Origin of the sequence: Massilia sp. (genome assembly GCF_031995545.1) — a bacterium.
In the GTDB taxonomy this organism is placed as follows: Bacteria; Pseudomonadota; Gammaproteobacteria; order Burkholderiales; family Burkholderiaceae_D; genus Telluria.
Window position 1 is genome coordinate 25,781 of record NZ_DAMAGA010000006.1, and the last position, 25,028, is coordinate 50,808.

The following is a 25,028-nucleotide window of genomic DNA, read 5'->3' on the forward strand; positions in this document are numbered from 1 at the left end:
CGCACGCCTGCCGCTTCCCGAAACTGCTGGAGAACGACCATGTCCCGAAGCTCCCGACGCAACAAGCCGGCCCTGGCCGGCGGGTCGCCGCGCGCCCGTAGCGGTGCGCTGGTGATGAGCAGCGCCGCGCTGCTGTGGATTCCACAGGCGGCCCTGCTGGCCTACGCGGTGCAGCGCCTGGCCGATGGCGCCGGCCTGGCCGACATGCTGGCACCAAGCATGGCTTACCTGGCGCTGGGCGTGATCCGCGCCAGCAGCGAAGCCTGGGGCGCGCGCCGCCTGTTCGCCGCCTCGCGCCTGCAGCTGGCGCAGATGCGTGCCGACGCCGCCGCGAGCCTGGCCGCGCGCTCGCCGCTGGACCGGGCGCGCCTGCCGTCGGGCCAGGCCGCCAGCGTGCTGGCCGAGCAAAGCGAAGCCGTGCTGCCCTGGCTGGTGCGCTACCAGCCGGCGCGCCTGCGCACGATGCTCGTTCCCCCGGCGATCGCGCTGGTGGTGGCGTATCACTCATGGATGGCGGCGCTGATCCTGGTGCTGGCCGCTCCGCTGATCCCGATCTTCATGGCCGTCATCGGCTGGCGCGCCAAGGCCGCCAGCGAAGCGCAGCTGCAGGTGGTCGGCGGCATGAGCGGCTTCCTGCTCGACCGCCTGCGCGGCCTGTCGACGCTGCGCGCACTGGATGCGGTGGATAGCACCGCACGGCGCGTGCGCGACACTGCGGAAAACGTACGCGCCAGCACCATGCGCGTGCTGCGCATCGCCTTTCTTTCTTCCACCGCGCTGGAACTGTTCTCGGCGCTGGGCGTGGCGCTGGTCGCCGTGTACGTGGGCTTTCATTTGCTGGGCGAGATCGGTCCGGGCAGCTGGGGCGTGCGCCTGACGCTGGAACAGGGCCTGTTCGTGCTGCTGCTGGCGCCTGCTTTCTTCGAACCGCTGCGCGAACTGGCGGCGGTGTGGCATGACAAGGCGTCCGGCGAAGCCGCGCTGGAAGCGCTGTCCAAACTGCAGAAGGACGCCGTTGCGCTGCCGGGTGCGCTGAATGAACAGCGCGTGCGCAGCCGTTCTGGCCGCCGCATCTATCAACCCGCACAAGCGCCGTCGGTCGACATCGAAGGCCTGCGCTTCGGGCACCAGGGCGAAGCGCCGTTGTTCGACAACGAAGACCTGTACATCCGCGCCGGCGAACACGTGGCGCTGGTCGGCCCGAGCGGCAGCGGCAAGACCACGCTGCTGTCGATCGTCGCCGGCCTGGTGCCGGTCGATGCCGGCGCGGTGCGCATTGGCGGCGTGCCGCTGGACGAGGTCACCGCGGCCGACCTGCGCGCGCGCATGGCCTGGATCGGCCAGAAACCGCACGTGTTCTCCGGTTCGGTGCGCGCCAACGTGGCGCTCGGCCGGCCGAACGTCTCGCATGTGAATGTCACCGCGGCGGTGCAGCGCGCCGGCCTGGGCCACGTGCAGCACGCCACTCCGGACGACAGCCTGGGCGAGGGCGGCACCGGCCTGTCGGGCGGCGAGCTGGTACGCCTGGCGCTGGCGCGCGCGATCGCCGCGCCGCAGGCCGGCCTGCTGCTGGTCGACGAGCCGACCGCCCACCTCGACCGCGACACCGCCGATGCCGTCATCGACGCGCTGTTGCAGCTGGCCCAGGGCCGCACCCTGATCGTGGCGACCCACGACCTGGCGCTGGCCGCACGCCTGGGGCGCGTGGTGCGCCTGGGCGAACCTCTTACCAAACGGAGCGCGGCATGAACCGTCCGAATGACCTGATCCCGGTGCTGTCCCTGTTCGCGCGCAGCGGCGGACGCCGCATGGCGCTGGGCGCCTTCCTGTCGACGCTGGTGGTGCTGGCCGGGATGGCGCTGCTGGGCACCTCGGGCTGGTTCATCACCGCCACCGCGCTGGCCGGAATGACCGCCGCCGGCCTGGCCGGCTTCAACGTATTCGTGCCGAGCGCCTCGATCCGCCTGCTGGCCCTGGGCCGCACCTTCGGGCGCTACGCCGAGCGCGTGGTGACCCACGACGCCACCCTGGGCGTGCTGGCCGCGCTGCGCGAACGGCTGTTCCGCGGCTGGGCCGCACCGCTGGCGGCGCGCGCGCTGCTGCGCCGCCCGGCGCGCCTGCTGTTCCGCCTCACCAGCGACATCGACGCGCTCGACGCGATCTACCTGCGCCTGCTGGTGCCGGCCGTCGCCGCGATCGGCGCCGCGCTGCTCGGCGGCCTGGTGCTGGGCACGATGGACTGGCGCCTCGGCCTGGCCTTGTTCGCCTGGCTGCTGGCCTTCGGCCTGGGCGCCGCCATGGTGGCCGCGCGCAGCGGCCGCGCCGTCGCCCTGCGCCGCGCCCGTGCGCTGGAACGGCTGCGCGCCCAAGCCATCGACCTGGTCGCCGGCCAGACCGACCTGGCCATGGCCGGCCGCCTGGGTGCGCAATGCGAAGCGCTGCGGTACACCGATGCCAGGCTGGCGCGCGCCGACGATGCGCTGCATCGCCTCGACACCGGCGCCGGCTGGACCTATGCCGTGGGCGGCCACCTGACCGTGGCGGCCGTGCTGCTCGCGGTCGGCGCGCTGGCGCAAACCGAAGGGCTGGGCGCACCCGCAGCCGCGCTGGCGCTGCTGATCGCGCTGGCCGCGCTGGAACCGTTCGCCGCACTGCGCCGCGGGGCCATCGAGGCCGGCCGCAGCTGGCTGGCGGCGCGCCGTCTCGGCCCGCGCCTGCGCCAGGACGAGAGCGACAGCGCTGCCGCGCCGGCTGAAAAAGGCAGCGACGCCCTGTGCCTGTATGGCGCCAGCGTGGTCCACCCCGGCCGCGACGGCGCCGCCCTGCACGACATTACCCTGCGCATCGACGCCGGCGAACGCGTCGCCGTGATCGGCAGCAGCGGCGCCGGCAAGTCCACCTTGCTGGCGCTGGCCGCCGGCGAGCTGCAGGCGCAGTCGGGCGAAGTGCTGGCGCGTCCCTGCACCTGGCTCACCCAGCGCACCGAATTGTTCCAGGACAGCCTGCGCGACAACCTGCGCCTGGCCGACCCAGGAGCGAGCGACGAGCAGCTGTGGGATGCGCTGCGCGCCGCCGGCCTGGACGCCGACGTGCGCGCCATGGCGGCAGGGCTGGACACGCAGCTGGGCGAGGGCGGCCTGGGTCTGTCGGGTGGCCAGTCGCGCCGCCTGGCGCTGGCACGCCTGCTGCTGCGCCGCGCCGACTTCTGGCTGCTGGACGAACCGACCGAAGCGCTCGATGGCGCTACCGCGGCAGACGTGCTGGCGCGCCTGGCACGCCACGCGGCCGGCCGCACGGTGCTGCTGGCCACCCACCTGCGGCGCGAGGCCGAACTGGCCGACCGCCTCTTGGTGATGAAACAAGGATGCCTCGTCGCCGACCTGCGGCGCGGCAGCAATGAATTCGACGCGGCGCTGGGCGCGCTGCGCCGCCACTGAACCAGCCCGAAATTGCTAAGTGCATCTTAGTTAACACATAGAAGAAAGGATTCATCATGGATCTCGACGTTGTCGGGCTCTCCCGACTGCAGTTCGCCCTCACGGCGCTGTACCACTTCCTGTTCATCCCGCTCACGCTGGGCCTGTCGATGCTGCTGGCCATCATGGAAACCGTGTACGTGATGACCGGGCGCCCGATCTGGCGCCAGATGACCAAGTTCTGGGGCGTGCTGTTCGGTATTAACTTCGCCATCGGCGTCTCGACCGGCCTGGTGATGGAGTTCCAGTTCGGGATGAACTGGAGCTACTACAGCCACTACGTCGGCGACGTGTTCGGCGCGCCGCTGGCGATCGAAGGCCTGATGGCGTTCTTCCTCGAAGCGACCTTCGTCGGCCTGTTCTTCTTCGGGTGGGACCGCCTGTCGAAGCGCCAGCACCTGATCGTCACCTGGCTGACCGCGCTGGGCACCAACTTCTCGGCGCTGTGGATCCTGATCGCCAACGGCTGGATGCAGAACCCGGTCGGCGCCGCGCTCAATCCGCAGACCCTGCGCATGGAAGTGTCCGACTTCGGCGCGGTGCTGGCCAATCCGGTGGCCCAGGCCAAGTTCGTGCACACGGTGTCGGCCGGCTACGTGGTCGCCGCCATGTTCGTGCTCGGTGTCTCGTCCTGGTTCCTGCTGCGCAAGCGCCACGTCGACCTGGCCAAGCGCTCGATGACGGTGGCCGCCTCGTTCGGCCTGGCCGCCTCGCTGTCGGTGGTGGTGCTGGGTGACGAAAGCGGCTACATGGCCACCGAACACCAGCAGATGAAGCTGGCGGCGGTGGAAGCCATGTGGGAAACCCAGCCGGCGCCGGCGGCGTTCACCGCGGTCGGCTTCCCCGACCAGGAAGCGCGCGAGACCCACTACGCGATCCACATCCCGTTCGTGATGGGCCTGATCGGCACCCGCTCGCTGGCCACCGAAATCCCGGGCATCCGCGACCTGGTGCAGCTGGCCGAAGTGCGCATCCGCCAGGGCCTGCAGTCGTATGACGCGCTGGAACAAATCCGCGCGCTGCGCGGCGCCCCGGTGCCGCCCGAACTGCAGGCCAGGTTCGAGGAACACAGCGCGGTGCTGGGCTACGCACTGCTGCTCAAGCGCTACGTCGACGATCCGCGCCAGGCCACCGAGGCCCAGATCGCGATGGCCGCCAACGACACGGTGCCGCAGGTCGCGCCGCTGTTCTGGTCGTTCCGCATCATGGTCGGCCTGGGCATGTTCTTCATCGTGCTCACCGGCGTGTTCTTCTGGCTGTCGGCACGCCGCAAGCTGGACGCCTATCCGTGGCTGCTGAAGGTGGCCGTGTGGTCGATCCCGCTGCCGTGGATCGCCGCCGAAGCCGGCTGGATCGTGGCCGAACTGGGCCGCCAGCCATGGGCCATCGAAGGCGTGCTGCCGACCGCGGTGGCCGTCTCCAACCTGGGCATCGAGACCGTGCTGGGCACCCTGATCGGCTTCGTGGTGCTGTACACGATCCTGATCGTGGTCGAGATGAAGCTGATGCTGGGCGCGATCCGCAAGGGTCCCGAACCCGAACCCACCCAGGGCGCCAACACCCCGCTGGTCGGCACCACGCCGTCCATGCGCACCGCCCCAATGATCACTGCGGAGTAAACAATCATGATTCTTCACATGCTTCTCGACTACGACACCCTGCGTGTCATCTGGTGGCTGCTGCTGGGCGTTCTGCTGCTCGCCTTCGCCGTCACCGACGGCTTCGACCTCGGCACCGGCACGCTGCTGCCGTTTGTGGCCAAGACCGACCTCGAACGCCGCGTCGTCATCAACTCGGTCGGCCCGGTATGGGAAGGCAACCAGGTCTGGCTGGTGCTGGGCGGCGGCGCCATCTTCGCCGCCTGGCCGCAGCTGTACGCGATCTCGTTCTCCGGCTTCTACCTGGCCATGGCGGCGGTGCTGCTGGCGCTGATCCTGCGTCCGGTCGCCTTCAAATACCGCAGCAAGAAGGAAGGGACGCGCTGGCGCTCGACCTGGGACTGGGCCCTGTTCGTGGGCGGTTTCGTGCCGTCGCTGATCTTCGGCGTTGCCATGGGCAATGTGCTGCAGGGCGTGCCGTTCCGCCTGGGGCCTGACATGCAGATCTACTACGAAGGCAGCTTCTTCGGCCTGCTCAATCCGTTCGCGCTGCTGGCCGGGCTGGTGTCGGTGTCGATGCTGGTGATGCACGGCGCCGCCTGGCTGGCGCTGAAGACCGACGGTCCGGTGGCCTCGCGTTCCCGTACCTGGGGCATCCGCGCGGCCCTGGGCACCGTGGTGCTGTATGCGCTGGCCGGCGCACTGCTGTGGAACTTCGTCGATGGCTACCGCATCACGAGCGCCATCAACACCGTCGGTCCATCGAACCCCTTGATCAAGTCCGTGGAAACCGGCATCGGCGGCATCTGGTTCGCCAACTACGCGGCCCATCCCTGGACCCAGCTGGCACCCGCCGCCGGCATCGTCGGCGCGCTCTTGACCGTGATGGCGCTGGTGCGGCGCTGGGAAGGCGTGGCGATGCTGACCTCGAGCCTGTCGATCGCCGGCATCGTGCTCAGCGTGGGCGCCTCGATGTTCCCGTTCATCCTGCCGTCCTCGATCCAGCCCGAGGCCAGCCTGACGGTGTGGGATTCGTCGTCCAGCCACCTGACGCTGTTCATCATGCTGGTCGCGACCTGCATCTTCCTGCCCTTGATCATCGCCTACACCAGCTGGGTCTACAAGGTCCTGTGGGGCAAGGTGAACCCGAGCGACATCAGCGGTGGCAAGACCCACGCCTACTGATCCGACAACCCATTCGACAAAAGGAAATCAATCATGTGGTATTTCGCCTGGATCCTCGGCCTGCCGCTGGCGGCCGCCTTCGGTGTGCTCAACGCGATGTGGTACGAGCTGATGGACGACGCGGCGCGCCAGCGCGCGCAGGCCGACGTCGCCGTGCCGCACGGCGACGGCATCTAACCTAGTCGCGGCGCGGGCAGAGCACCGTCCGCGCCGTTTGCAACACCAGCATCAAGGCATCAATCATGGGTCAACTATCCGACAGCGCGTGGGGAAACCTCAGTGGCATGTCGATCACCGCCACCGACAAACCGGGCTGGCATGTCGAGATCGATCTCTCGGACACCGCCTGGGCCGGCCTGGTCGTGCCGTTCTCGCGCCAGTGCCGGCGCAAGGCCGACTGGATCGAATGCGAGGTGCGCGAAGGGCGATTCATCGGCGATGGCGGCAGCCATAACCTGAACGAGCTGCTGCAGCGCTTTCTCGCCATCGTCAAGACGGATTGACGGGCTGCGCGCTGCTCCGGCGTACGCTTGTCATCACCCTGTCAAAGTCATTCGACAGAATTCGAAGCGTGGCCGGTGCGGTCACGCCGACCGAAACCACTGTCTATCGCATGCAAACCAATCTCGCCATCGCGGCGCTCGCCGCGCTTGCCCAGGAATCGCGCTTCGCCGCCTTCCGCCTGCTGGTGCAGGCCGGCCCCCAGGGTCAGTCCGCCAGCAGCATCGCCGCCTCGCTGCAGATGCCGGCATCCTCGCTGTCGTTCCACCTGAAGGAACTGACCCACGCCGGCCTGGTGGCGCCGCGCCAGCAAGGGCGCTACATCATCTACGCCGCCAGGGTCGACACCGTGCACCGGCTGCTCGACTTCCTGGCCGCCAGCTGCGGCGACGCCGGTGTGCGGGCCATGCAGGAACAGCTGGCCGCGGTATGATGGAACCGCGCCGCATGGCCGGCGCGTTCGATCATGAAAGACCGCGATGGCGCCGACACGGGTTCAATTAAGCAGGAAGAAGGGCTGGCGCATGCCGCCCGATACGATCTCGGTGGCGCGCCCCGGGCGCTGGGGTAATCCGTTCTCGGTGCTGCCCGGGCTGGCGCCCGGCACGCCGGCCGGACGCTACATCGCGATGCCGAGCGTGGAACAAGCGGTGGCCGCCTACCGGCGCTGGCTGCGCGACGATCCCGCCGGGCAGCGCATCGCCGCGGAGGCGAAAGTTGCGCTGCGCGGCCACAACCTGGCCTGCTGGTGCCGCCTCGACGGCCCGTGCCACGCCCAGGTGCTGCTGGAACTGGTCAACGATTAGCCGCGCTCAGCGGCCCGCCACCACGCTGCCGATGCCCGACACCGACTTGCTCAGCGTGCGCGGATTGCCGTAATAGGTCAGCTCGCCCATGCCCTGGACTTCGGCCTGCAGCCGGTTCTTCGCATGCACGCTGACCGCGCCGATGCCGCGGAAGCGCACGTCGGCGTCCTGCGCCACCAGGTCCTTGGCCTCGACTTCGCCCACGCCTTCGGCATTCAGGCGCAGGCGCTGGACCTGGCCGTTCATCTGCAGGCTGCCGGCGCCGCGGTAGTCGACGTCGAAGCGCTCGCCGCGCACCTTGTTCAGCACCACCAGGCCGGCGCCTTCGCCGGTGAAGTGGGTCAGCTCGGGCAGGGTGACCACGACCCGGTCCTCGTCCTTGATGTTGACGTTGCCGTTCTTTCCCTTGTAGCCCAGGCGCAGTTCGCCGTTGACCACTTCGGTGGTGACGCGATCGATGAAGCGTTGCGAGCCTTCGACGCGGATCGAATGGGCCTTGCCGACTTCCACCACCAGGCTCACCGGGCCGTGCGCATTGATGGTCTTGAACGGGGTCGCGTTGCGGACCTGTTCGGCGCCCTGGCTCGAGAAGGTGGCGAGGGAAAGAAGGACTGCGATCGCGATGCGTTTCATGGCTGTCTCCGGTGAGTTGATGAAGCCATTCTAGGCAGCGTCCGTCCGGGCCGCGCGGCCCGTGCGATGGATTGCAAAAAACGCGGCATGAGCTGCAGGCAAGGCGCCGCTTGCCGAGCCCGGATCAGTGCTTGACGGCCATGAACTGCCCTTTGCCCACCTGCGCCAGGCTGCAGCTCCAGCCGCCTTGTTCGCGCACCGCCTGCATGAACGGCGCCAGCTCCTGCGCGTGCGAGATTGCGTTGTCCACCACCATGAGGCCGCCCGGGCGCAGTAGCCGTGCCAGCTGGGGCCACCAGTCGGTGTAGGCGCGCCGCTCGGAATCGAGGAACAGCAGGTCGACGCTGGCGTCGTCGCAGCCGGCCAGGTAGGCGCCGGCTTCGCCTTCGATCTGGCGGATGCGCTCCTGCAGGCCCGAACGGGCGAAGTTGGTGCGCGCCAGCGCGGTCTTTTGCGGCGAGAACTCGACCGTCGTAACCACGGCGCCCGAACCGGCGGCCTCGGCCAACCAGAGCGTCGAATAACCGTTCGACGTGCCCAGCTCGAGGATGCGGGTGGCGCCGGTGGCGCGAATCAATACGGTCAGGAATTCGCCGGTATCGGGTGTAATGTTGAGCATGCGGCTGCCGTGCTCGGCGCTGGCGGAATCATGCTGGCGGCCGAAGGCTTCGAGTTCCTTCAGCAGGGCTTTGAGCGAGGATTGCATTGTGTGTCTCCCGGAGTAGTCGCCTGGAACCGACAATGTCACGCGCACGATTGCGGGCGTGCCAATATTGTCGAACAGTTAAGGCTATAATCGTTTCGTCCTTTGGCATAGACGATATCATGCACATCTCAACCGTTACACTACCTGAAATGAAGCTCGCCGGCCTGCCTATTGCGGCTCCGTTATCGGTTCTGGAAGCGGATATTCCGGAAGTCTGGAAAGACTTCCTGGGACGCGAAGAAGAGCTGGGCGAGAAAAAAGACCTGCGCTATGGCATCAGCGTGCAGGAAAACGCCGGCGTGCACATCGAGTGCATCGCCACCGAAGTGGCCGATCTCAACGATCTGCCGCCGGGCATGATCGGCCTGCGCATTCCCGCGCGGCGCTATGCGGTGCTGACCCATCGCGGGCCGGTGTCGCGCCTGCAGACCACGTACACCACCGGCTTTGCCGCGATCGAGCAGCTGGGCATGGTGCCGGATGAAGAGGCGCTGCGCCTGGAACGTTACGACCGCCGCTTCACGCCCGGGGCCGACGATGGCGAGCGGCCGGACAATGCGTTCGACATCCTGATTCCGCTGTACGGATGATTCTTCCGGCAGAGCCTGCGGCGCGGATGCCGCAGGGGATGTCGAACTAGGAATTGGTGCCGGTATATTTCCCGACCGCCGGCGCCGGTAGGGCGGCTTGCGCCGCCATGCCCTTCCCAAGGAGCAGAGCCATTCTGCCGCCGAAATGTGACAACCGTTTGACGGCCCGGCTCGGTATTGCTTGTTTCCATCTGTAAATCAGGCGGATAATTCTCCTTTCGCGGCCATGCCGGCCGTCATCAGGAGAAGCACGTGCACGAGCAAGACCAGGTCGAGACAACCACCCAGCAACCCGATAATCCTTCCCGCAGGCGCATCTTCCAGGCCGCCGCGGCCGCCGGCGTGGTGGCCGGCGCCGGCGCGCTGCCAGGCGCCGCTGTTGCTGCAACCCCGGCCAAGCCGGCCGCCAAAGGCTCGCTCGACGCCAAGCTGCGCGCCCACGTCAAGAACGTGGTCGTGATCTATCTCGAGAACCGCAGCTTCAACAACCTGTTCGCCGACTTCCCCGGCCTGGCCGCGCCGCTGGCCAACGCGCCCGCCGCCGCCGTACAGCAGCGCGACCGCGACGGTTCGGTCCTGCCGACCTTGCCCAAGACCTGGGGCGGCGTGGTGCCAGGCCGCCAGAACATCGGCGGCAAGGACTACATCACCACCGAAGCCCAATCGGATGGCTTGCCCAACGCCCCGTTTGCATTGAAGGACGCCGACGGCATGCCGCTGCCTGAAGCGGTCATCACGCGCGACCTGGTGCACCAGTTCTATCACAACCAGATGCAGATCAACGGCGGCAAGAACGATATGTTCACGGCCTGGGCCGACGCCGGCGGCATGGTGATGGGCCACTACGGCGAAACCTCGAAGACCCTGGGCCTGTGGCAGATCGCACGCGAATACACGCTGTGCGACAACTTCTTCATGGCGGCCTTCGGCGGCTCGTACCTGAACCACCAGTTCCTGATCAGCGGCCGGGTGCCGGAATACTTCAACGCCCACGAGACCGCGGCCAAGAACAAGATCGCGGTGCTGGAAGACGGCCCGCAAGGCGTGCGCCTGGCGCTGGCCCCCAATTCGCCCAAGTCGGCGCTGGAAGGCGCGCCGAAGTTCGTGCGCAACGGCGCCATGACGCCGGACGGCTACGCGGTCAACACCATGGCGCCGCCGTACCAGCCGAGCTGGGTGCGTCCGGCCCCGGACGGCGACCCGCTGCACGCCGACCCGGCGGACGCATCGACGCTGCCGCCGCAGACCTATGACACCATCGGTGACCTGCTGTCGCAGCGCGGCGTAAGCTGGGCCTGGTACGGCGGCGGCATGCAGGCGGCGCTGGATGGCCGCGGCGCCGGCAGCCGCCCCAACTTCCAGTTCCACCACCAGCCGTTCAACTACTTCAAGCAGTTCGCGCCCGGCACCAAGGAACGCGCGGAACACCTGCGCGACGGCGGTCTGGGCGACAGCCCGATCTCGAACAAGTTCCTGGCCGACGCGGTGGCCGGCAAGCTGCCGGCGGTGGCGTTCTACAAGCCGCAAGGCAACCTGAATCTGCACGCGGGCTACTCGGACATCGAGTCGGGCGACGCGCACGTGGCCAACATCATCGAGCACCTGAAGAAGTCGCCGCAGTGGAAGGACATGGTGGTGGTGATCACCTTCGACGAGAACGGCGGCTGGTGGGACCACGTGGCACCGCCGCAGGGCGACCGCTGGGGCCCGGGTTCGCGCATTCCGGCGATCGTGGTATCGCCGCACGCCAAGCGCGGCGCGGTCGACCACAACTTCTACGACACCACCTCGATCCTGCGCTTCATCACGCGCCTGCACGGCTTGCCGCTGCTGCAGGGCCTGCAGACGCGCAACGAAGCCTTCGCCGCGCGCGGTGCGCGCGGGCCGGGCGACCTGACGGCAGCGCTGCAGTTCCGTTAAAACCGCGTCAGTGACTCGTAGGGTTGGCAGCTCCGATATCCTGCCGGATGATCGTGCTGCTGACTATCACCGCGTCGGCGGCGGAGCCGCCAACCCTACGGGTCAAATCCTGGTCAAAGCCAGCCGTTTCGGCTGGCTTTTTTTATTGTTATTTCCGAAACGTATCGCGCGCTAGTCTTGAACACACAGCGATACACTCAGCCCACTCGATCTTGTGTCGTTGATAACGAACAGACGCATGAGCGGCTGGTCGTCGGGCACAAGCCAAACGTCAAAAACAATCAGGCGAGCGAGGCCGCATCGAGCGGAGCGCGAGTCCCATCCTATTTCAGACAGGAGAACAACATGCAGAAGAAACAAATGATCAAGAGCCTGCTGGCAGTGTCGGTTGCAGCAGCGATGTTCGGTTCGGCTGGCGTGCAGGCACAAACCGCGCCGGCAGCAGGCCAATCGGCAAGCGCCGGCGCCACCAAGCTGGCCAGCGCCGACCGTAAGGCGATCATGGACATGGGCATGTCGAACATGGCCGAAGTCGCGATGGGCAAGCTGGCGCAGAGCAAGAGCCAGAATGCCGACGTCAAGGCCTTCGCCGACAAGATGATCGCCGATCACGGCGCCGCACTGACCGAAGTGCAGACCCTGGCCCAGTCGAAGGGCGTGACCCTGCCGACCGAGCTGGACGCCAAGCACAAGGCGCAATCGGCCAAGCTGGAAAAAATGAGCGGCGACGCGTTCGACAAAGCCTATGCCCAGCAGGGCGGCGTGGCAGCGCACAAGGAAACCCTGGCCAAGCTGAAGAAGGCCGAGAAGGACACCAAGGATGCTGACGTCAAGGCGCAAGTGACCAAGATGATTCCGGTGGTCGAAGAGCACCTGAAGCACGCCCAGCAGCTGGCATCGGGCGCCAAGGGCAGCTCGGGCAGCTCGGGCTCGACCGGCTCGTCGCACGCCGGCATGTAATCCAGGATGCGGGAGCGACCGGCATGACGCCGGCGTTCCCGTCTTCTCCAGGATCGGCGCGGGCTTCGGCCCGCGTTGTCATTTCTGCGGCGCTATATCTTGGCGCATGGGTTCGCGCTTCCATTTCCCTTCAATACGTTCCACCACGATTTCGATACCGACGATGGCTTTCAGCAGCGCCTCGGTGTAGGCGTGCGGTGCATCGGTCACCGACCACGGGTCGAGCTGCGCCGCTTCGTGGCGATCGGTCTGGCGCGCGACCAGCGTGCGCAGCCAGGCCGGGTCGTCGATCGTGCGCAGCGTGCCGTGCAGGTGCACCACGTCATAGGCCCAGGTCGGCACCACGCGTCCGCCGTTCTGCGCTTTCTCGACCCGGTCCGGCGTGACATAGCCGGACGCCCCGCGAAACACCGCCAGCACCGGCTGCCCGGCGCGGCGCCACACCGGGTTGGCGCGCGCCACGTGGGCGCGCAGGATGCCATGTGCGCCGCCCGTGACCAGCTCGAACGGCAGGTGGTCGGCGTCCGGCAAGCCGTCGTGCGAACTCACCAGCATGGCCAGCGGATGGGCGGCGATGAGCGCGTGCAGGGCGCTGGTGTCGGTCTGGGCTAGGCGGGCAGGGCAGTACATGCGATCTCCATCGGTCATTGAATACTGGCGCCGATCATACGGCCGGCATTGGCTTGCAGAAATAACCAATTCCCGCGAAGATGAGCGGTCCAATTCGCGGGCCTGCCATGCACCTTCACGATCTGCTTGCCGCCGCCCCCCTCGAGCGCGGCGGCGCCGTTCCCCTGTTTCGCCAGCTGTATGCGCGCCTGAAGGACGCCATCCTGCGCGGCGCGCTGGCGCCCGGCGCGCGCCTGCCGTCCACGCGCACGCTGTCGCGCCAGCTGGGCGTCTCGCGCCAGACCGTGCTGGCCGCCTACGACCAGCTGACCGCCGAAGGCTACCTGCGCGGCGGCGTCGGGCAGGGCACGTTCGTCGATGCCGCCTTGCCACAGCCGGCGCCGCCCTGCGCGTCGCCACTCGTGCCCCCACTCGCCCCGGAGCTGTTGCGCCCGCTACCCGAACGCGGCGCCGCGCTGGCCGGCGCCATGGCCCGGGTGCGCTATCCCGACGGCCCGATCCGCGCCTTCCGCCCCAGCATGCCGGGGCTGGATTTGTTCCCGTTCGACCTGTGGCGCAAGCTCGAGACGCGCCACCTGCGCCGGCCCGGTCCGCACCTGGGCTACAACCCTCCGGGCGGCCATGCGCCGCTGCGCGAACTGCTGTGCGCTTACCTGCGTGCTTCGCGCGGCGTGGTCTGCACGCCGGAGCAGATCGTCATCACTTCGGGTTCGCAGCAGGCCTTGTACCTGCTGGCGCAACTGCTGCTGGCGCCGGGCGACGGCGTATGGATGGAATCGCCCGGCTACCAGGGCGCGGCCGCGCCGATGAGCGTGGCCGGGGCGCGCATCTGCAGCGTGCCGGTGACTTCCGAGGGCATGGACGTCGCCTACGGCGCGCGCCACTATCCGGACGCGCGCATGGTGTTCGCCACGCCCTCGCACCAGTTGCCGCTGGGCGTGACCATGAGCCTGGCGCGCCGGCTGGAACTGCTGTGGTGGGCGGGCGCCAACCGCGCCTGGGTGATCGAGGACGACTACGACAGCGAGTACCGCCATACCGGCGCGCCGCTGGCCTCGCTGCAAAGCCTGGACCGCGCCGGCTGCGTGATCTATGTCGGCACGCTGTCGAAGGTGCTGTTTCCGGCACTGCGGCTGGGCTACGTGGTGGCGCCGCCGGCGCTGGTCGAACCGCTGTCGCGCGCGAAAGCGGTGGTCGACCGCCACAGCGCCATCCTGCCGCAAGCCGTGCTGGCCGATTTCATCGCCGAGGGACACTTCGCGCGCCACATCCGGCGCACCCGCGCCGCGTACGGCGAACGGCGCGCGGCGCTGCTCGATGCGCTGGGCGCGCGGCTGGACGAACGCCTGGTGTGCGGACCGTCGGACGCAGGCCTCGACCTGTGCGTGCATTTCAGGCCCGATCGCGAGGGGAACATTCCGCGCGAAGACGAGGTGGAGCGCAGGGCGCAGCAGGCCGGGGTCGAACTGCGCACGCTCGGCTACTTCACGCATCCCGCCGCCACGCCGGCCTGCGCGGTGGAGCCGGGGCTGGTGCTCGGCTTCGCCGCCGTGCCGTCAGGCGAGCTGCGGCGCGCCGTGGACGCCCTGGCGCAGGCGATCGAGGCGTCGGCATGCTTTACGGCGCGGTGACAGGGTATGATGCGGGCTTGGGGCGATGCGCTCCAGGCCCACTTCGTCATTCAATCCAGCGCTTTTCCATGACCGATCCCGAACGTCCTTCCCTCGACATCGCCTCGCTGCAGGCGCACTTCCAGGCGCAGTCGCGCAAGGCCCAGTCGTACTACGCTGTCATGCACGAGGCGCGTGGCGTGCTCGGTAGTGACGAGGCCGCCGATCGCTGGATGAACGCGCCACTGGCCGAGCTGGGCGAGCGCACGCCGGCGCAGCTGGTGAACGACGGCCGCATCGACGAGGTGCTGGCCTGTATTCGCCAACAGGCGTCGCGCAAGTAATGGCGCCGGTGACGCCCGATGTGAGCTTGCGCCCGGTGAGCCGGGACAATTTCGAAGCGCTGATGGATCTTCAGTTGCATCCGCACCAGCGCGAATTCCTGGCATCGAATTCGTACTCGATCGCGCAGGCCAGTTTTTATCCGAACTACCACACGCGCGCCATCTACGCAGGCGAAGAGGTGGTCGGCTTCATGATGTTCGTCGTGCTCGACGGGAGCGAGGACGAAGCAGGCAAATACAGCATCTGGCGCTTCATGGTCGATTGCCGGCGCCAAGGTCAAGGCCTTGGCCGGCGGGCGTTACAGTCGCTGCTCGACGAGATCCGCAGCGACCCTGTCGCCTGCAAGGTATGGATCAGCTACGTGCCCGGCAACGAGGTCGCGTCAAACTTCTACGCCAGCTTCGGCTTCGTCGAAACGGAGATCGACGAGGAAGGCGAAATGGTGGCGGTGCTCGACCTGCAGCCGCAGCCGGCGCTGAAGACGCCACCGGCCTGATTTATACTGGCGCGATGACGACCATCATCCGCTGCAGCTGGGCCAACCCGCTCAATCCGCGCTACCTTGCCTACCACGACAACGAGTGGGGCGTGCCGTGCCACGACGAGAACGTGCTGTTCGAGATGCTCAATCTCGAAGGCGCGCAGGCCGGTCTGTCGTGGGAGACCATCCTGAACAAGCGCGAGAACTACCGCGCCGCCTTCGACGGCTGGGACGCGGAAAAAATCGCGGTCTACGACGACGCCAAAGTGGCCGAGCTGCTGGCCAACGCCGGCATCGTGCGCAACCGCCTGAAGGTCGCCGCCGCGATCACCAACGCCAAGGCTTACCTGGCGCTGCGCGCGCAGGGCTTGACCCTGAACGACTACCTGTGGGCCTTCGTCGACGGCAAGCCGATCGTGAACAACTGGGCCACGGCGGAGCGGCCGGCGCGCACCGAACTGTCGGACCGCATCTCGAAAGACCTGTCCAGACGCGGCTTCAAGTTCGTCGGCTCGACCATCGTCTACGCCTACATGCAGGGCATCGGCATGGTGGACGACCACGCCACGGATTGCATCTGCCGCACGGGGCGTTGAGCATGCAGCTCCAGGAACACTGGCGCGGCCGCACGCGCTACACCGTCTTCGACAGCGACCATGGCGACGGCCGCCGCTTCGCTGAACTGGTCGAGACCTGGCGCGCCGATCCGCAGCGCCCTGCACACCTGCACGTGATCGCGCTGGCCGGCGGTTTGCAGCCGGGCTTTCACCGCATTGCGCAGCCGGACGCCAACGTCACGCTCGATCTGCTGGCGGCGCCGTTGGAAGGTGCGCTGACACAGCTGAATGCGCACCTCGACGCGATCCGCCTACACACCGTGGATGGCACCGATTTCGTGCGCCCGCTGGCACGCCTGACGGCGCTGGGCGCGCGGCTCGCCGCCCCTGGCCTCGATGCCGACCAGCGCGCAGCACTGCAGGCACAGGGTTTCGCCTTCGAGGGTGCAGACGATGCCGTCTTCGCCAGCCGCAAGCCGCGCCTGCCCGTCACGCCGCCACCGGAGCGGCGCGCGCTGGTGCTCGGCGCCGGCATGGCCGGCTGCGCTGCCGCCGCCCGCCTGCGCGCGCGCGGCTGGCAGGTCACGCTGGTCGAGCGACACCGCCAAGCCGCGATGGAAGCCTCGGGCAACCTGGCCGGCATCTTCATGCCGCTGCTCTCGCGCGACGACAACATTCCGACCCGCCTCACGCGCGCGGCCTATCTGTACGCGCTGCGCTACTGGGAACAATTGGGCGGCATCGGCCGCGCTTTCGACGGCGCCCAGTGCGGAGTATTGCAGCTGGCGCGCGACGCCGGCCACGCCGCCGTGTCGCGCGCGATCGCGCTCGATGGCGCGACGCCGCCCGACTTCGCGCGCTGGCTGGAGCCGGAGCAGGCCGCGGCGCTGCTCGGCCTGCCCGCGCCGGATGGCGGCTGGCTGTTCCCGCAAGGCGGCTGGGCGCGTCCCGGCAGCGTGTGCGCGGCGATGCTGGCGTCGTGCGGCGATCTGCTCACCACGCGCTTCGATGCCGGCGACGTCACGCTGGAACGCGACGGCGACGAATGGCTGGCGCGCGCGGCCGATGGCACGCAACTGGGCCGCGCCCCGACCGTGATCCTGGCCAGCGGCGCCGGCGCGCGCCGCATGCCTCAGACCCGGGACCTGCCGCTGCAGGCGCTGCGCGGCCAGGTCACGCACCTGGCCCCGGAACACGCGCCGCAATTGCCGCTGGTGCTGTGCCGCGAAGCCTACCTGACGCCATCGAACAGCGGCGTCACCTGCGCCGGCGCCACCTACGACCTCGACGCCGATCCGCAGCTGCGCGCCGCCAGCCAGCAGGAAAACGTGGAGCGCCTGCGCGCGCTGGTGTCGGACCCCATGGCGGCCGAAGGCGCGCCGCTGGCGGGACGCGTGGGCTTTCGCTGCGTGGCGCCGGACCGCCTGCCGCTGGTCGGCCGCCTGCCGGATTTCGCCGCCGCCGGCGCCACCGAACGCTTGCGCGACGTGCCGCGCCATCCGGGCCTCTACGGCTTGCTCGGCTACGCGTCGCGCGGCCTGATCTGGGCGCCGCTGGCGGCCGAACTGCTCGCCGCGCAGCTGGAAGGCGAACCGCTGCCGCTGGAGATGGCGCTGGTCGACGCGCTCGATCCGGCCCGCTTCGTGCTGCGCGCGCGCCGCAGCAGTCGTGCGCCGGCAGGCTTCGATGACGGAGCTTGACCGTTGTGTCGGCGCAAAAGGTGACGTAGTACGCTGTCCGGCCACGCGAAATGTCAAATCCACGCAGGTATAATTTACCGCTAGCAACTTTATGCGGCCAAGGAGGTCGTCCGGATGGAAGAATCGCAACATTCGCCCGAGCTGTTCCTGTTCCTGGCGTCCACCGCCCATGACATGAAGAACTCGATCAGCGTCCTGTCCGGCACGCTGGAACGCCTGCTCGACGACGCGTCGCCGCAGACCGAGAAGGCGTATCCGCAGATGGCGCAGATGCTGTACCAGACGCGCCGCCTGAACGACAACCTGATGCAGCTGCTGGCGCTGTACAAGCAGGTCGGCAAGCCCGCTTATCCGTTCGACATGCAGCCGCTGGAAGCGGGTCAGCTGGTGGAGCAGGTGGTGGCGCTGGCGCGCGTGCTGCTGGAGTCGCGCGGCATCGCGCTCGAACTCGACGTCGATCCGGAACTGGTGGCGCACGTCGACGAAGACCTGATCGTGGGCGTGGTCTCGCATGCGGTCAACAACGCCGTGCATTACACGCGCGACCGCATCGCCCTGAGCGTGCGTGGCGTGGACGGCGACGGGGTCGAGATCCGCGTCGAAGACAATGGCGACGGCTTCCCGCCGGCGCTGCTGGCGGCCGGCACACCGGCCAGCGGCGTCGACTTCCTGACCAACAGCGCCGGCCTGGGCCTGTACTTCGCCAGCGAAGTGGCGCGCATGCACCGCCATCGCGATCGCGTCGGCGCGGTGCGCCTCGAGAACGGCGGCCGGATGGGCGGCGGCTGCTTCATCCTGACCCTGCCATGAACATGTCCAACGCGCCCGCCGACGGCGCTGCCGTCGCAGCAGCAGCTGACGCCGCGCCAGAGGCGCCGGCCGCTCCAGCCCCCGTCAAAGTGCTGGAACAGATCGACTGGGCCAGCAAGAACTGCCTGGTGGTCGACGATTTCATCGGCGTGCGCCAGCTGCTGCGCGAAAGCCTGCGCAACCTGGGCGCGAAGAACATCGACCAGGCCTCGAGCGGTGGCGAAGCGATGGCGCTGCTGGCCAAGCTGCGCTACGACGTGGTCGTGTGCGACTACAACCTGGGCGAGGGCAAGAACGGCCAGCAGGTGCTGGAAGAAGCGCGCGTGCGCCAGCTGCTGCTGCCGTCGTCCGTGTTCGTGATGGTGTCGGCCGAGAAGAGCGTCGAATCGGTGATGGGCGCAGCCGAGCACCAGCCGGACGCCTACCTGGTCAAGCCGATCACCGAGGGCGTGCTGCTCACGCGCCTGAACCGCGTGTGGCGCAAGAAGCAGGTGCTGCGCCCCATCGACCAGGCCGTCGTTGAAAAGGACTACCTGCGCGCGGCGCGCCTGTGCGACGAGCAGATCGCGGCCACCGGCAAGACCCACCTGATCGACCTGCTGCGCATGAAGGCGCGCATGTTCGAGCGCAGCGGCCAGCCGGCGCGCGCGCGCGAAGTCTACGAGCAGGTGCTGGCGCAGCGCGAATACCACTGGGCGCGCGCCGGCCTGGGCAAGATCCGCCTGGCCGACGGCGAATTCGAGCAGGCGCGCCAGATGTTCCAGACCATCGTCGCCGAAAACCGCCACTACATCGACGCCTACGACCAGCTGGCACTGGCCTATCAGGGCATGGGCCAGCACGAAGAAGCGGCCGCGATCCTGGAGCGCGCGGCGCGGCTGTCGCCCAATTCGGTGCCGCGCCAGCGCAGCCTGGGCCAGGCCGCGCTGCGGCTCGGGAACATCCCGCTGGCCGAGAAGGCCTTCCGCAAATGCCTGGTGATCGGCGAATACTCGATCCGCAAGACGCCCGACGCCTACCTCGGCCTGGCGCGCGTGTGCGGCCTGAAGAACGAGACCAAGGACGCGCTGCAGTTGCTGCTGCTGGCGCAGCGCGAGTTTGGCAGCGGCAGCGGCACCGAACACGAATTCATGCGCCTGCGCGCCAAGATCACCGAGGGCCTGGTGTTCCATGAAAGCGGCGACGGCGACAACGCGCGCCGCGCCGGCGACGAACTGGAGGCGATGCTGCAGCAGGATCCGGCGCGTCCCGGCAGCGCGATCTGCATCGAGATGGCGACCATGCTGTTCGCGGTCGGCCTTAAGGAGACGCCGAGCGAGGTGTTGTGCCATGTGGTGCGCAACAACCACGACAACACGCTGCTGCAGGACGAGATCCAGAAGATCTTCGACAAGGCGCGCCTGACCGATGAAGGCGCCGTCATGATCCGCACCGCGCGCAAGGAAGCGGTGGACCTGATGAACCAGGGCGTGGTGCTGTGGAAGACCGGCAAGCTGCGCGAAGCGGTGGAGTGGATGCGCCAGGCGCGCGAGCGCTTGCCTGACAATGTGCGCGTGCTGTTCAACGCGGTGCAGATCCTGGTCTCGCACATGCAGCAGCGCGGCTACGAACAGGAGCTCGAACTCGAGGCGCGCGCGATCCTGGAGCGGGTCGACAAGCTGCAGCCGGGGCAGGGGCGCTTCGCGCAGCTGATGGAGCAGGTGAATGCGCTGCTGCCCAAGCCAGAAGAAGAGCAGGGCGCGGCGGATGAGGCCAAGGCGGACGCGCCGGCGCCGGACGACAAGCCGGCGCTGAAATCGGTGAACAAGCCGATGAATAAGCCACTGGCCAAGCCGCCGTCCGCACGGCCGGCCCGTTCGCGCCGCGGTTACTGAGGCGCGCTTGCGGCGCGCAAAAAAAAAGAGGCCCGAAACTCGGGCCTCTTTCAACGAAGCCTGGATTACTTGGCGTCGTCCTTCTTGGTGATCAACACGCTGGCGATACAGCTACCCGCGATCAGCACCGCCACCACCGTCAGCGACGCCTGCACCGGCACGTGGTACCACGGCATGATCAGCATCTTGACACCGATGAAGGTCAGCACCATCGCCAGGCCGTACTTGAGCAGGTGGAAGCGGTCGGCCACGTCAACCAGCAGGAAGTACAGCGCACGCAAGCCCAGGATCGCGAACATGTTCGACGTGAACACGATGAACGGGTCGGTCGTGATCGCGAAGATCGCCGGGATCGAGTCCACCGCGAAGATCAGGTCGGTCACCTCGATCAGGATCAGCACCAGGAACAGTGGCGTCACGTAACGCAGGCCATCCTTCATGACGAAGAACTTCTCGCCATGCTCGCCATCGGCCACTCGCAGGTGCTTGCGCGCCAGCTTCAGCACCGGGTTGTTGGCCACGTCCGGCTCTTCATCGACCGCCACCAGCATGCGGATACCGGTGAACAGCAGGAAGGCGCCGAAGATGTACAGCACCCAGCTGAATTCGCTCACGACCCAGGCGCCGGCACTGATCATGATGGCGCGCATCACGATCGCACCCAGCACGCCGTAGATCAGCACGCGGCGCTGGTACTGCTGCGGCACCTGGAACGCGGTAAAGATCAGCAGGAACACGAACACGTTGTCGACCGACAGCGCTTTCTCGATCAGGTAGCCTGAGAAGAATTCGAGCGCTTTCTGGTCGGCGATTTCAGAGCCAACCGTTCCGTTCAGATACCACCACAGGCCGCCGTTGAACAGCAGCGCCAAGCTGACCCAGACCAGCGACCAGATACCGGCTTCCTTGACGCTGACCTTGTGCGCCTTGTTGCCGCCAAAGACGAACAAGTCGAGCGCCAGCATGATCAGGACGAAGCCGACGAAGGCAGCCCACATTGGGCCGCTAGCAATTGTTTCCAGACCGTTCATGAGGTCCTCCCGCAGTGCATGTGCATCTGTTCTCCCGAGGTAGTGATTGAATACCTCACTATATGGGGCCTGCATCCATCGTACAATTCGAATATCATTGGTTCTGGATTCGATTTTTTCGATGTTTACAGGTTAGCCATGTCATCACTCAACTATAAGCACCTGCGTTATTTCTGGATGGTGGCGAAAACCGGCAGCATCGCCAAGGCCGCCGCCCAGCTGCACCTGACCCCGCAATCGGTGTCCGGCCAGCTGACCGAATTCGCCGATACGCTGGGCGTGGAACTGTTTCGCCGGGCAGGGCGCAACCTCGAACTGACCGAGACCGGCCGCCGCATCCTCAGCTATGCCGAGCACATCTTCAGCACCGGCGACGAGCTGCTGGAAGTGGTGCGCGACCAGAATTTCACTACCATCTCGTTCCGGGTCGGCTGCGCCGATTCGGTGTCGAAACTGATCGCCTGCCAGCTGGTGGAACCGGCGCTGAAGCTGGACGAGCCCGTTAAACTGATCTGCCGCGAAGGGCGCCTGGACAGCCTGGTGGCCGACCTGGCGGTGCACCGGCTCGACCTGGTGATGGCCGACCGCCCGATTCCGCCGCATTTCAGCGTGCGTGCTTATAACCACTTGCTGGGCGAAAGCCCGATGACCGCGTTCGCCACGGCCGAGCTGGCCGAGCGTCTGGGGCCGGACTTCCCGGCCTGCCTGCACAATGCGCCATTGCTACTGCCGGGCGAGGATTTCGCCATCCACCAGCGCCTGCTGCGCTGGCTGGAGCACAGCGAGGTGCACCCGCACGTGGTGGGCGAATTCGACGACAGCGCCATGATGCAGGCCTTCGGCCAATCCGGCGCGGGGGTGTTCTTCGCGCCGACCGTCATTGCGCCGCAGGTGTGCAGCCAGCACGAAGTGGTGGCGATCGGCCAGGTCGACGCGGTGGTGGAGCAGGTGTATGCGCTGACCACCGAACGCCGTCTCAGCCATCCGGCAACTGTCGCGATCAGTACACTCGCGCGTGATAAATTGTTTGTATAAAGAAGATCTTCCAACAATAAGAATGCCGGATATCCCATGAGCTTGTTTGAACATTTGGCTGTACTGACGGTACTGGTGCTGGCCGCCGGTTTTTTGTCGCTGAGCGAAATCTCGCTGGCCGGCGCACGCAAGATCAAACTGAAACTGCTGGCCGAGGCGGGCGACGAGCGCGCGCAGAAAGTGATCTCGCTGCAGGCACAATCGGCCGACTTTTTCGCCGCCTCGCAGCTGGGACTGAATGCGATCGCGATTCTCGGCGGTATCCTGGGCGAGGGCGCATTGCGGCCGTATTTCTATGACTGGCTGTCGCTGTTCTATAGCGGTCCGGGGCGCGACAACGTGGCCTTCGTGCTGTCGTTCGTATTCGTCACCACCTTGTTCGTCTTGTTTTCGGATCTGATGCCCAAGCGCCTGGCGATGATTGCGCCGGAGACCACGGCGATGGCGGTGATTCGCCCGGTGCTGCTGATCATCCGCCTGTTCCGGCCATTCTCCTGGGCCTTGAACAAGGTCGCGAACGTGCTGTTTCGGCTGTTTGGCGTGGAGATGACGCGCGAAGACCGCATCACCTTCGACGAAATCTCGGCGGTGGTGGAAGCCGGCGCCCAGGCCGGGGTATTGCAGAAGCAGGAGCAGCACTTCATCGAGAACGTGTTCGAACTCGAATCGCGCGCGGTGACGTCGACCATGACCACGCGCGACAACGTGGTGTTCTTCACGCTGAAGGAATCGGAAGAGAGCATCCGCCAAAAGATCGCGCAGCACTCGCTGTCGAAATTCCCGGTGTGCGATGGCGTGATCGACCGCGTGATCGGTTATGTCGATACGCGCGACATCCTGGTGCGCCTGCTGAACAACCAGTCGCAGTTCCACCTGAACGAATCGAGCATCCGCAAGGTATTGATCATTCCGGATACGCTGACGCTGTCCGAATTGCTGGACCGCTTCCGCTCGACCAAGGAGACCTTCGCCGTCGTCATCAACGAGTACGCGCTGGTGGTCGGCGTGATCACGCTGAGCGACATCATGGTCACCGTGATGGGGCGCTGGGGCGGTCCGCTGGAAGCGGACCAGCAGGCCATGCAGCGCGACGACGGTTCATGGCTGATCGACGGCAGCACGCCGGTGGCGGACATGAAGCGCGTGCTCGAACTCGAATCGCTGCCGGAAGAAGAGCATTACGAAACGGCGGCTGGATTCATGATGTACATGCTGCGCAAGGTGCCCAAGCCGACCGACAGCGTCGAACACGAAGGCATGCGCTTCGAGGTGCTCGACGTCGATCATTATCGGGTCGACCAGTTGCTGGTCAAGCGCCTTGAGCATGCGGACGCGGCGAAGAGTACGTCCGCGGTGATCTGACCCTGCGGCATACGCCGCCGGCCGCTTTTCTGTTTCCAAAATTGCTTGACAATAATTTTCGCTCATCCTAAAGTGATATCACTTTGATGTCATCCACACTCACAGGAGTCGAGCATGAATGCAGCACACATTCGCCGTGAAAAGGCGTTCTCGTCCGCGAACGGTTACCTGGCCGCCGGGGCCGGCATCGCCCTGCTGCTGATTTCCTTCTACCTGTTCAATTCAGGGACCGGGCAGACCAGCGGCCTGCTGCATTTTGTCGGCGGTGTGCTGGCGGGCCTGGCCGGTGCCATCTGCCTGGGTGGCCTGTTCATGCTGCAGCCGAACGAAAGCGCGATCCTGACCCTGTTCGGCAAGTACATCGGCACCGACCGCAACGAAGGCCTGCGCTGGGCCTTCCCGCTGTACGTCAAGCGCCGGCTGTCGCTGCGCGTGCGTAACTTCAACGCGCCGACGCTGAAGGTCAACGACAAGCGCGGCAATCCGGTCGAGATCAGCGCGGCCGTGGTCTGGCGCGTGCGCGATACCGCCCAGGCTGTGTTCGAGGTCGACGATTTCGAGCGCTATGTGTCGATCCAGGCCGAAGCCGCGCTGCGCCACCTGGCCTCGCAATACGCCTACGACGAGGGCGAAGATCTGACGCAGGGCGAAACCACGCTGCGCGCCGGCATGGACGTGGTGGCCGAGTCGCTCAAGAACGAGCTGCAGGCGCGCTTCGAAGCGTCCGGGGTGGAGGTGCTCGACGCCAAGCTGACCCACCTGGCCTACGCCGCCGAGATCGCCCAGGTGATGCTGCGCCGCCAGCAGGCCGAAGCGATCATCAGCGCCCGCGCCAAGATCGTGCACGGCGCCGTGAGCATGGTGGAAGCGGCACTGAAGGGATTGTCGGAGCGCGGCATCGTCGAACTCGACGACGAGCGCAAGGCGGCGATGGTCAGCAATCTGCTGGTGGTGCTGTGTTCGGACAAGGAAACCCAGCCGATCGTCAACACGGGCACCCTGTACAACTAGCAGCCGACCAGATGGCAAGTCCAGGTAAAAAAGCGTATCCCTTGCGGATCGACCCGGCGCTGTGGGAAGAACTGCAGCGCCTGGCCGCGCGCGACTTGCGCAGCGTGAACGCGGAAATCGAATTCCTGCTCAGGGAAGGGCTGGCGCGGCGCGGCATCAAGCAGATCGGCAGCAAGGACAAGGACAGCGAGACCGCAGGCGAGTAGC

26 protein-coding genes are annotated in these 25,028 nt (G+C 67.0%); 22 read left to right on the plus strand and 4 right to left on the minus strand.

Features of this window, described 5'->3' with window-relative positions:
* Nucleotides 1-39 precede the first annotated feature (39 nt).
* From cydD to RTQ83_RS06615, 8 genes are all read left to right on the plus strand, one after another.
* Nucleotides 40-1,749 carry a thiol reductant ABC exporter subunit CydD gene (gene cydD / locus RTQ83_RS06580; protein ID WP_312512385.1) on the plus strand — a complete coding sequence of 570 codons (1,710 nt, stop codon included), beginning with the start codon at nucleotides 40-42 and terminating at the stop codon, nucleotides 1,747-1,749.
* Nucleotides 1,746-3,437: a thiol reductant ABC exporter subunit CydC gene (gene cydC, locus RTQ83_RS06585; RefSeq protein WP_312512387.1), complete on the plus strand. Its 1,692-nt coding sequence runs from the start codon at nucleotides 1,746-1,748 to the stop codon at nucleotides 3,435-3,437. The genes cydD and cydC overlap by 4 nt, the downstream gene beginning before the upstream one ends.
* A 56-nt stretch (nucleotides 3,438-3,493) precedes the next feature.
* The gene (locus tag RTQ83_RS06590; RefSeq protein ID WP_312512388.1) at nucleotides 3,494-5,095 is read left to right on the plus strand and encodes a cytochrome ubiquinol oxidase subunit I; all 1,602 of its coding nucleotides are present in this window, start codon (nucleotides 3,494-3,496) and stop codon (nucleotides 5,093-5,095) included.
* Nucleotides 5,096-5,101: 6 nt separating this feature from the next.
* Nucleotides 5,102-6,259, plus strand: coding sequence for a cytochrome d ubiquinol oxidase subunit II (gene cydB, locus RTQ83_RS06595; protein WP_312512390.1), 1,158 nt, complete (start codon nucleotides 5,102-5,104; stop codon nucleotides 6,257-6,259).
* A gap of 33 nt (nucleotides 6,260-6,292) precedes the next feature.
* Nucleotides 6,293-6,436: a cytochrome bd-I oxidase subunit CydX gene (cydX, locus tag RTQ83_RS06600; RefSeq protein ID WP_312512393.1), complete on the plus strand. Its 144-nt coding sequence runs from the start codon at nucleotides 6,293-6,295 to the stop codon at nucleotides 6,434-6,436.
* 65 nt (nucleotides 6,437-6,501) lie between these two features.
* The gene (locus RTQ83_RS06605) at nucleotides 6,502-6,762 is read left to right on the plus strand and encodes an Imm53 family immunity protein (RefSeq protein ID WP_312512395.1); all 261 of its coding nucleotides are present in this window, start codon (nucleotides 6,502-6,504) and stop codon (nucleotides 6,760-6,762) included.
* A 110-nt stretch (nucleotides 6,763-6,872) separates the two neighbouring features.
* Entirely contained in the window at nucleotides 6,873-7,193 is a 321-nt protein-coding gene (locus RTQ83_RS06610; RefSeq protein ID WP_312512397.1) for a helix-turn-helix transcriptional regulator, read from the plus strand.
* Nucleotides 7,194-7,239: 46 nt separating this feature from the next.
* Complete coding sequence (locus RTQ83_RS06615) at nucleotides 7,240-7,566, plus strand: DUF4326 domain-containing protein (RefSeq protein ID WP_312512399.1); 327 nt, start codon at nucleotides 7,240-7,242, stop codon at nucleotides 7,564-7,566.
* A gap of 6 nt (nucleotides 7,567-7,572) precedes the next feature.
* On the opposite strand, the gene RTQ83_RS06620 is transcribed toward RTQ83_RS06615, so the two are convergent.
* Nucleotides 7,573-8,199, minus strand: coding sequence for a GIN domain-containing protein (locus RTQ83_RS06620; protein WP_312512401.1), 627 nt, complete (start codon nucleotides 8,197-8,199; stop codon nucleotides 7,573-7,575).
* Between the two features lie 124 nt (nucleotides 8,200-8,323).
* Nucleotides 8,324-8,905, minus strand: coding sequence for an O-methyltransferase (locus RTQ83_RS06625; protein WP_312512403.1), 582 nt, complete (start codon nucleotides 8,903-8,905; stop codon nucleotides 8,324-8,326).
* A gap of 119 nt (nucleotides 8,906-9,024) precedes the next feature.
* Between RTQ83_RS06625 and RTQ83_RS06630 the strand changes: the two genes are divergently transcribed.
* The 3 genes from RTQ83_RS06630 (at nucleotide 9,025) to RTQ83_RS06640 (ending at nucleotide 12,375) form a co-directional block, all read left to right on the plus strand.
* Nucleotides 9,025-9,495, plus strand: coding sequence for a GyrI-like domain-containing protein (locus RTQ83_RS06630; RefSeq protein ID WP_312512405.1), 471 nt, complete (start codon nucleotides 9,025-9,027; stop codon nucleotides 9,493-9,495).
* Between the two features lie 252 nt (nucleotides 9,496-9,747).
* Nucleotides 9,748-11,415 (plus strand): acid phosphatase, encoded by a 1,668-nt coding sequence (locus RTQ83_RS06635; RefSeq protein WP_312512407.1) that lies wholly within the window; start codon nucleotides 9,748-9,750, stop codon nucleotides 11,413-11,415.
* 345 nt (nucleotides 11,416-11,760) lie between these two features.
* The gene (locus tag RTQ83_RS06640; protein ID WP_312512410.1) at nucleotides 11,761-12,375 is read left to right on the plus strand and encodes a DUF4142 domain-containing protein; all 615 of its coding nucleotides are present in this window, start codon (nucleotides 11,761-11,763) and stop codon (nucleotides 12,373-12,375) included.
* A 78-nt stretch (nucleotides 12,376-12,453) separates the two neighbouring features.
* On the opposite strand, the gene RTQ83_RS06645 is transcribed toward RTQ83_RS06640, so the two are convergent.
* A complete protein-coding gene (locus RTQ83_RS06645) occupies nucleotides 12,454-13,005 on the minus strand; it encodes an FMN-binding negative transcriptional regulator (protein ID WP_312512412.1) in 552 nt (183 codons plus the stop codon).
* A 107-nt stretch (nucleotides 13,006-13,112) separates the two neighbouring features.
* Here RTQ83_RS06645 and RTQ83_RS06650 point away from each other — a divergent pair, with 107 nt between their 5' ends.
* The 7 genes from RTQ83_RS06650 (at nucleotide 13,113) to RTQ83_RS06680 (ending at nucleotide 20,382) form a co-directional block, all read left to right on the plus strand.
* Nucleotides 13,113-14,636 (plus strand): PLP-dependent aminotransferase family protein, encoded by a 1,524-nt coding sequence (locus RTQ83_RS06650; protein WP_312512414.1) that lies wholly within the window; start codon nucleotides 13,113-13,115, stop codon nucleotides 14,634-14,636.
* Nucleotides 14,637-14,704: 68 nt separating this feature from the next.
* Nucleotides 14,705-14,959: an antitoxin Xre/MbcA/ParS toxin-binding domain-containing protein gene (locus RTQ83_RS06655; RefSeq protein WP_312512416.1), complete on the plus strand. Its 255-nt coding sequence runs from the start codon at nucleotides 14,705-14,707 to the stop codon at nucleotides 14,957-14,959.
* Nucleotides 14,959-15,456: a GNAT family N-acetyltransferase gene (locus tag RTQ83_RS06660; protein WP_312512419.1), complete on the plus strand. Its 498-nt coding sequence runs from the start codon at nucleotides 14,959-14,961 to the stop codon at nucleotides 15,454-15,456. Before RTQ83_RS06655 ends, RTQ83_RS06660 begins: the two co-directional genes overlap by 1 nt.
* A gap of 14 nt (nucleotides 15,457-15,470) precedes the next feature.
* Nucleotides 15,471-16,037, plus strand: coding sequence for a DNA-3-methyladenine glycosylase I (locus tag RTQ83_RS06665; protein WP_312512422.1), 567 nt, complete (start codon nucleotides 15,471-15,473; stop codon nucleotides 16,035-16,037).
* A gap of 2 nt (nucleotides 16,038-16,039) precedes the next feature.
* Complete coding sequence (gene mnmC / locus RTQ83_RS06670) at nucleotides 16,040-17,698, plus strand: FAD-dependent 5-carboxymethylaminomethyl-2-thiouridine(34) oxidoreductase MnmC (RefSeq protein ID WP_312512425.1); 1,659 nt, start codon at nucleotides 16,040-16,042, stop codon at nucleotides 17,696-17,698.
* Nucleotides 17,699-17,812: 114 nt separating this feature from the next.
* The gene (locus RTQ83_RS06675; protein ID WP_312512427.1) at nucleotides 17,813-18,508 is read left to right on the plus strand and encodes a HAMP domain-containing sensor histidine kinase; all 696 of its coding nucleotides are present in this window, start codon (nucleotides 17,813-17,815) and stop codon (nucleotides 18,506-18,508) included.
* Nucleotides 18,505-20,382 (plus strand): tetratricopeptide repeat protein, encoded by a 1,878-nt coding sequence (locus RTQ83_RS06680; protein ID WP_312512429.1) that lies wholly within the window; start codon nucleotides 18,505-18,507, stop codon nucleotides 20,380-20,382. The genes RTQ83_RS06675 and RTQ83_RS06680 overlap by 4 nt, the downstream gene beginning before the upstream one ends.
* 65 nt (nucleotides 20,383-20,447) lie before the next feature.
* Here the strand turns inward: RTQ83_RS06680 and RTQ83_RS06685 are convergent, their stop codons facing one another.
* Nucleotides 20,448-21,413 carry a TerC family protein gene (locus RTQ83_RS06685; protein ID WP_312512430.1) on the minus strand — a complete coding sequence of 322 codons (966 nt, stop codon included), beginning with the start codon at nucleotides 21,411-21,413 and terminating at the stop codon, nucleotides 20,448-20,450.
* Nucleotides 21,414-21,551: 138 nt separating this feature from the next.
* Here RTQ83_RS06685 and nhaR point away from each other — a divergent pair, with 138 nt between their 5' ends.
* The 4 genes from nhaR (at nucleotide 21,552) to RTQ83_RS06705 (ending at nucleotide 25,027) form a co-directional block, all read left to right on the plus strand.
* Nucleotides 21,552-22,448 (plus strand): transcriptional activator NhaR, encoded by an 897-nt coding sequence (gene nhaR, locus RTQ83_RS06690; protein ID WP_312512432.1) that lies wholly within the window; start codon nucleotides 21,552-21,554, stop codon nucleotides 22,446-22,448.
* A 36-nt stretch (nucleotides 22,449-22,484) separates the two neighbouring features.
* Nucleotides 22,485-23,810 (plus strand): hemolysin family protein, encoded by a 1,326-nt coding sequence (locus RTQ83_RS06695; RefSeq protein ID WP_312512434.1) that lies wholly within the window; start codon nucleotides 22,485-22,487, stop codon nucleotides 23,808-23,810.
* A 114-nt stretch (nucleotides 23,811-23,924) separates the two neighbouring features.
* A complete protein-coding gene (locus RTQ83_RS06700; protein WP_312512437.1) occupies nucleotides 23,925-24,821 on the plus strand; it encodes an SPFH domain-containing protein in 897 nt (298 codons plus the stop codon).
* An 11-nt stretch (nucleotides 24,822-24,832) separates the two neighbouring features.
* Nucleotides 24,833-25,027 (plus strand): hypothetical protein, encoded by a 195-nt coding sequence (locus RTQ83_RS06705; RefSeq protein WP_312512440.1) that lies wholly within the window; start codon nucleotides 24,833-24,835, stop codon nucleotides 25,025-25,027.
* The last annotated feature ends 1 nt before the right edge of the window (nucleotide 25,028 follow it).

What these genes read in the sequence shown, in the direction of transcription:
- RTQ83_RS06700 (WP_312512437.1), top strand. Translation starts at nt 23,925, where the DNA reads ATGAATGCAGCACACATTCGCCGTGAAAAGGCGTTCTCGTCCGCGAAC.
- RTQ83_RS06695 (WP_312512434.1), top strand. Translation starts at nt 22,485, where the DNA reads ATGAGCTTGTTTGAACATTTGGCTGTACTGACGGTACTGGTGCTGGCC.
- RTQ83_RS06675 (WP_312512427.1), top strand. Translation starts at nt 17,813, where the DNA reads ATGGAAGAATCGCAACATTCGCCCGAGCTGTTCCTGTTCCTGGCGTCC.
- mnmC (WP_312512425.1), top strand. Translation starts at nt 16,040, where the DNA reads ATGCAGCTCCAGGAACACTGGCGCGGCCGCACGCGCTACACCGTCTTC.
- RTQ83_RS06685 (WP_312512430.1), bottom strand. Translation starts at nt 21,413, where the DNA reads ATGAACGGTCTGGAAACAATTGCTAGCGGCCCAATGTGGGCTGCCTTC.
- RTQ83_RS06705 (WP_312512440.1), top strand. Translation starts at nt 24,833, where the DNA reads ATGGCAAGTCCAGGTAAAAAAGCGTATCCCTTGCGGATCGACCCGGCG.
- RTQ83_RS06650 (WP_312512414.1), top strand. Translation starts at nt 13,113, where the DNA reads ATGCACCTTCACGATCTGCTTGCCGCCGCCCCCCTCGAGCGCGGCGGC.
- cydC (WP_312512387.1), top strand. Translation starts at nt 1,746, where the DNA reads ATGAACCGTCCGAATGACCTGATCCCGGTGCTGTCCCTGTTCGCGCGC.
- RTQ83_RS06680 (WP_312512429.1), top strand. Translation starts at nt 18,505, where the DNA reads ATGAACATGTCCAACGCGCCCGCCGACGGCGCTGCCGTCGCAGCAGCA.
- RTQ83_RS06610 (WP_312512397.1), top strand. Translation starts at nt 6,873, where the DNA reads ATGCAAACCAATCTCGCCATCGCGGCGCTCGCCGCGCTTGCCCAGGAA.
- RTQ83_RS06660 (WP_312512419.1), top strand. Translation starts at nt 14,959, where the DNA reads ATGGCGCCGGTGACGCCCGATGTGAGCTTGCGCCCGGTGAGCCGGGAC.
- RTQ83_RS06620 (WP_312512401.1), bottom strand. Translation starts at nt 8,199, where the DNA reads ATGAAACGCATCGCGATCGCAGTCCTTCTTTCCCTCGCCACCTTCTCG.
- RTQ83_RS06625 (WP_312512403.1), bottom strand. Translation starts at nt 8,905, where the DNA reads ATGCAATCCTCGCTCAAAGCCCTGCTGAAGGAACTCGAAGCCTTCGGC.
- cydB (WP_312512390.1), top strand. Translation starts at nt 5,102, where the DNA reads ATGATTCTTCACATGCTTCTCGACTACGACACCCTGCGTGTCATCTGG.
- RTQ83_RS06590 (WP_312512388.1), top strand. Translation starts at nt 3,494, where the DNA reads ATGGATCTCGACGTTGTCGGGCTCTCCCGACTGCAGTTCGCCCTCACG.
- RTQ83_RS06655 (WP_312512416.1), top strand. Translation starts at nt 14,705, where the DNA reads ATGACCGATCCCGAACGTCCTTCCCTCGACATCGCCTCGCTGCAGGCG.
- RTQ83_RS06640 (WP_312512410.1), top strand. Translation starts at nt 11,761, where the DNA reads ATGCAGAAGAAACAAATGATCAAGAGCCTGCTGGCAGTGTCGGTTGCA.
- nhaR (WP_312512432.1), top strand. Translation starts at nt 21,552, where the DNA reads ATGTCATCACTCAACTATAAGCACCTGCGTTATTTCTGGATGGTGGCG.
- RTQ83_RS06665 (WP_312512422.1), top strand. Translation starts at nt 15,471, where the DNA reads ATGACGACCATCATCCGCTGCAGCTGGGCCAACCCGCTCAATCCGCGC.
- RTQ83_RS06615 (WP_312512399.1), top strand. Translation starts at nt 7,240, where the DNA reads ATGGCGCCGACACGGGTTCAATTAAGCAGGAAGAAGGGCTGGCGCATG.
- RTQ83_RS06605 (WP_312512395.1), top strand. Translation starts at nt 6,502, where the DNA reads ATGGGTCAACTATCCGACAGCGCGTGGGGAAACCTCAGTGGCATGTCG.
- cydD (WP_312512385.1), top strand. Translation starts at nt 40, where the DNA reads ATGTCCCGAAGCTCCCGACGCAACAAGCCGGCCCTGGCCGGCGGGTCG.
- RTQ83_RS06645 (WP_312512412.1), bottom strand. Translation starts at nt 13,005, where the DNA reads ATGTACTGCCCTGCCCGCCTAGCCCAGACCGACACCAGCGCCCTGCAC.
- cydX (WP_312512393.1), top strand. Translation starts at nt 6,293, where the DNA reads ATGTGGTATTTCGCCTGGATCCTCGGCCTGCCGCTGGCGGCCGCCTTC.
- RTQ83_RS06630 (WP_312512405.1), top strand. Translation starts at nt 9,025, where the DNA reads ATGCACATCTCAACCGTTACACTACCTGAAATGAAGCTCGCCGGCCTG.